The sequence below is a fragment of the uncultured Lamprocystis sp. genome (assembly GCF_903933125.1).
Classification (GTDB): domain Bacteria; phylum Pseudomonadota; class Gammaproteobacteria; order Chromatiales; family Chromatiaceae; genus Thiodictyon.
On sequence record NZ_CAIZIZ010000006.1, the window covers coordinates 1 to 5,111 of the forward strand.

The 5,111-nt window shown below is 62.4% G+C and carries 1 protein-coding gene; it reads right to left on the minus strand.

What is annotated here, in order from left to right; all coding sequences use genetic code 11:
• Nucleotides 1-135: 135 nt before the first annotated feature.
• Nucleotides 136-4,977, minus strand: coding sequence for a choice-of-anchor J domain-containing protein (locus QZY03_RS00395; protein ID WP_295577048.1), 4,842 nt, complete (start codon nt 4,975-4,977; stop codon nt 136-138).
• Nucleotides 4,978-5,111: the final 134 nt, after the last annotated feature.

The following is a 5,111-nucleotide window of genomic DNA, read 5'->3' on the forward strand; positions in this document are numbered from 1 at the left end:
GACAGACGATACCTCCACTGTGGTTCCTTCCTATACTGCTTTAGATAATCAGTATCGAAAAAAGTTGCAATAAAACACTAATTTTATGGTTTTCCTGAGAGTAAGATGTGCGTACAAATATTTTAGTTGAAGTACTTATCCTTCTTTCAAAGAAGCGTCTCTGGTCATAAGAAGACTATTTGCGTATATCCATCTTATGGACGGTGCGCTTTCGGTCGATGTATACTGGGCAACGATATTGCCGAGGTTGGCTGGATCTAGAACATAATGGCTAACAATACCAGCAACGTCAGTGCTCACACGACTTCCACCTGCATCGTAATAATTCTTCCAGACGCCCATTTGAGCTGGCATACTTAAAAGTTTGTTTTCAATAGACCAGCCATATTCAGTTGTCTCATTAGGTTCTGTTTTTCTTTTGAGGTTGCCGTCCAAATCATATTCGAATATTGTTGTCCCGGCACGCGAGTATTGATTCAAGTTATTGGCGGTATAGGTCGCTTTAACTCCGCTATCATTCACATTGAGCCGGTTGCCCAGGGCATCGTAGGTGTAATCCACCCGCCTTCCATTCGGGGTAACCCAACCAATAAGTTGCCCAGTATCGTCATAGTTGTAGGTCCAAGTGCCGGCTATACTCGCCCGAGGGTCGCTCACCCCATATGTGGTGGTCATGGTGTCTCGTCGCCCCCGGCTGTCGTAGGTGTAGGCGAAGCGCGAGAGGATGTTGCCGTCGGGTTTGAGATTAGCCAACTCAAGCAATTGCCCGGCATTATCGTAGCTGTAGGTCGTATAGACCCCGTTCCCGAGGGTCTTGCGCTCCGTACGCCCAGCCACATCGTACTCATAGCGAACGATTTCGGCATTCGTCTCGTCAGTGAGTGATTCGAGGCGGCCTTGGGCGTCGTAGTGGTAGACGCTGCGATGACCGAGCTGATCGGTCATGGAGGCTCGCCGCCCGCCGACGTCGTAGGTGTAGCTCAGCCAGCGCTCGCCGGGATAGGTAATCTTCTCCAAGCGCCCATCGGCGTCGTAGTCCTGGGTCGTTGTGCCGAGGGGATCGGTGTAGCTGGTGAGGTTGCCAAAGGCATCGTAGTTGAAGCTATGCTCGGTGCCATCGGGGTAGGTCCGGGTCTCGACCCGACCCAGGGTGTTATTGGTGTATTGAATGGTCTGCCCGCGGCGGTTAGTCGAGGTCAGACGATTGCCGTTGGCGTCGTAGGTCCAGCTTTCGCGGCTGGCGTCGGCGTAGGTGATGGAGCCGAGGTTGCCCTCGGCGTCGTAGGCATAGCGTGTGACATTGCCCTTGGCGTCGATGAGCGTAGCCAGGCGATTGAGTGCGGTATAGCTGTAGCGGGTGGTGTAGCCGAGCGCGTCGGTCTCGCTGCTCAGGTTGCCGCGTTCGTCGTAGCTGTAGGTGATGAAACGACCCGCGGGGTCGGTGGCCTGGATCAGTCGACCGATGTTGTCGTAGGTTCGCGAATTGAAGTTACCGAGCGGATTCACCGTGCGCGCGGCCCGGCCGCGATGGTCGAGGTAATACTGGCTGGCATGGCCCAGGGCGTCGGCGGCGGTGATCTTTCCCGCGGTGTCGTAGGTATAGGTAGCGCACACGGGCGCGCCGCAGCAGCCGGCCTTCTTGAAGAGTCGGCCTTGGGCGTCATAGGTATAGCGGCTCTCGATATCGTCCGTCTGGCGAATCAGGGTCAGGGCATGCTGGTCGGCCGCCCCTTGCCCATAACCATAGCTGGTGGTATCGCCACGCCAGTCGGTTGCTGATTGCAGATGCTCGCCGCTGGTGTCGAAGGTGAAGGTGGTACGCCGGTTCAGTGAATCGGTCACCGAGGCCAGCCGATCGCCACTGTAGGCGAGGTCCAGGTGCGGCCCGGCGGTGTGGGCGAGGCGCGTCAATCGGGCGCCGGTCCAGGTACAGGTGATGCGGTTCCCGTGCGTATCCTGCTGATAATCCAGTTTGCCGTCGGTGCGGAAGGCGCGCAGCATGCCGTCGCCTTCGGTCAGCGTGAAGGCGCCGCCGCCCAGGGCGCTGAGGGTGGCCGTGTCGCCGGTCTCGGCAAAGTAGGCCGTGCCGCGGCTGTCCGGCTGGAAGATCCGCCGCGTGCCGCTCGGGCCACGGATGGTCACGGTGCCGTCGGTCGCAACGCTGAGCGACCAGTCCCAATTATCCGACCAGCCCCGGCCCAACCGGCCCAGGGAGAAGCGCGATGGGATTTCGGCGCCAAAGTTGCGGGTAAAGGCGAGCGGCAGCCCCGGTGTCTGCTCCTGAGCATCCACGGCGCTGGCCAGGGTGCTGCTGAGACTCAAGCCGCTCGCCTGCATGACCTCGAATGCCAGCAGATCCCGGATATCGGTCACGGTCTGGCCGAGCTTCGCCAGATAACGGGCATTGGCATTGACCATGCGGACATAGTCGCCCCAGGTGGTGCCGGTCTGGGTCTTGAGGTTGGCAAAAACGGGGGTCCAGGCTTCGTCGGACAGGCTGCTCGGGCGCATGAAATCCTTGAGCGATGCCCAGTCGATGACGCCGGTGTTGTCGGCGGCGAGCACGCTGAGATCGAAGTTGATCGTCGGATAGCTGAGATCCCACGGCTGTTGCCACCCGGCGTAATAGACCGGGACGCGCCCGGACTCACCGGGCTGGAGCAGACCCGGTGTCTTGCCGTGGGCGAGGAACTGCACCGAGTTGGAGAACCCCACGGGCATGGCGGAGGTCCAGAAGCCCTGCACCAGGCGCGTGCCGTCCAGGGAGAGAATGGCGCCGCGGCGGTCGTTCTGCTGACCGGAAACTTCAAGCAACGGCGCGGGCATGGCCGCGTCACCCTCGTTGGCATACTCGACCCAGAGGGTCGCAACGGCGTGGTAGCCCACCGTGCGCGGGACGATGAGCTTGGTCGTCAGCTTGGGCGTCCCACCGGCGAAGACGGTGAAGGGCAGCGCGGCGCTGCTGGCCCCGTTGGTAACGCGCAAGACATAGGTGCCGACCGGGATGGCGGTGAAGTCGAAGTCGGCCACGATGCGGCTGCTGGTGACGACCGCTACCTCACTGGCCGAATAGGTGGCGTTCGCACCCACCAGGCTTAAGGTCGTACCGGGCGAGAAGCCGGCGCCCAGGATGGTGATGGAGCCGGGTGCGGTGTTGCCGATCCGATTCGGCTCCAGTGATTCCAGTCCGACACCGTAGGTGACCTCGACTGTCAGGGTGTAATCGCCCGGCAGCGGTCCGGAGTCGTTGTAGACGAGGATGAACCAGTCTCCCGCCCCGGCGTCCGGGACGAAGATCGACTGGTCGGCGCCGGTGACCTTGAACTTGTAATCGTAGCTGCCCGGAGTGGGCAAGGCGCCGCGACGGACATAGATCTCGTTGATCCCCTGGTTGTCCAGGTCATCGAGGGTGATGCGCAGATGGCCGCCGGCCGGGACTTGGATGACCGAGTAGCGGCCCTGGCGGTTTTCCGTGAATTGTTGCGACGCCGTGTCGTCGAGCGTCAGACGGCTGGGCGTTTGTTGGGAGAGGCTGAGATCGTCGATGTACCAACCGGCGCCCAGTGAACTGTCGGCGTTCGCCGCGTGCAGGAAGCCAAGGTTGACTGCCTGTCCCTGATAGGGTGTGAGGTCGACGGTGACCTGTTGCCATCCGGTTGAGGTGCCGCTGGGCGCCGCGGTGATTAGCGGAACCCAGTCGGTATCATAGGCACCCTTGATCTGGAGGGTTCCGGAATCGCCGGTCCCATATTGGTACCACTGCCAGAAGCGAAGGATGACGCGGTCGTCGCCGGCCAAGGTGGGGACGGTGAAGCGCGGGCTCAGCAGACGGGCACTCTTGTTGGCTGCGTAGTTGCCGGACAGGACCGTCGCCGCTACCGAAGTTGGCGAGTGGGCGCGCGTGCCGTTTTCGGCTGGCGGACCGCTGTTGGGGACGCCAATCTGCCAGATGGTGGGGTCTTCGGTATCCCAATCGCCCCAGGAGGACTCGAAGTCCTCGGGGTTGTTGAAGCGGTCGGGGCCGGTGCGGAGTTCGACCTCGTCGAGATACCAGCCGGGGGCGGTCTCCGCGCCGCCGCTACCGTTGGTGGCATCTACGGCATGGATCAGGAAGCCAATGCGCACGCTCTCCCCGGCGTACGCCGAGAGGTCGAAGCTCGGACGGCTCCAGACCCCGGCGCCATTGCCCTCGTAGTGCGCCAGGGTCTGCCAGTCGCCCGCCCCGACCTTGATCTGCACCTCGCCGTAGTCCGGACCGGCGTTGAAGCTGTACCACTGCCAGAAGCGCAACCGCGGGTTTTCGCCCGCCGCCGGGACGGTGAACGCGGGGCTCAGCAGCCGCGCCGAATAGGCGTCGGCGGGTTCATACCACTCGGGATAATTCCCCGCCAGTACCGTGGCCATGACGTTGCTGCCTTCATGGGCCGCCCCCGGCCCGGAGGTTGGTGTCCCCAACTCCCACGGACCGCCCTCGCTCGACCAGTCCTGCCAACCGTTCTCGAAGCTCTGTGCCACATTCGATCGCAGGGTTAGGATCGGCCCGGTTACCAGCGTGACCGCGTCCACAAACCAACCCGCCGCCACCCCGCTGCCATTGCTGCGGAACCGGAAGGCAATCTGTACGCTCTGCCCGGCCCAAGCGCTTAGGTCCAACTGCACCTGATTCCACACCTGCCCCGGCCCGCTGTAGAGCGGGGAGAGCGGCTGCCAGTCGCCGCCCGCGGCCTTGATCTCCACTTGGCCGGAATCCCCCGCCAGGGTCTCGATCCACGACCAGAAACGCAGCCGCGGGTTCTCCAGCGCCGCCAGCACCACGAAGGCCGGACCTACCAGGCGGCTGTCCTGGTTGTCGGCGTAGTTGCCCCCCAGCACCGTGCCCGCCGCCCCCGTGCCCTCGTAGGCGCGGTTGCCATGGGCATTTGGCGCCGGCCCGCTGGTGGGCGTCCCGACTTGCCAGGTACCCTGGGTCACTGACACTGGTGGCGAATTCTCCTGGCTCCCGCGAGTCGCGTACTCGGCGGCAACCTGTTGACGCTCCGCGGTGTCAAAGGGATTGACTGCCTGTTGCCCCAGGAGGCTCCGATGTCACTCCAATCCGCCCCAGCGTTCGA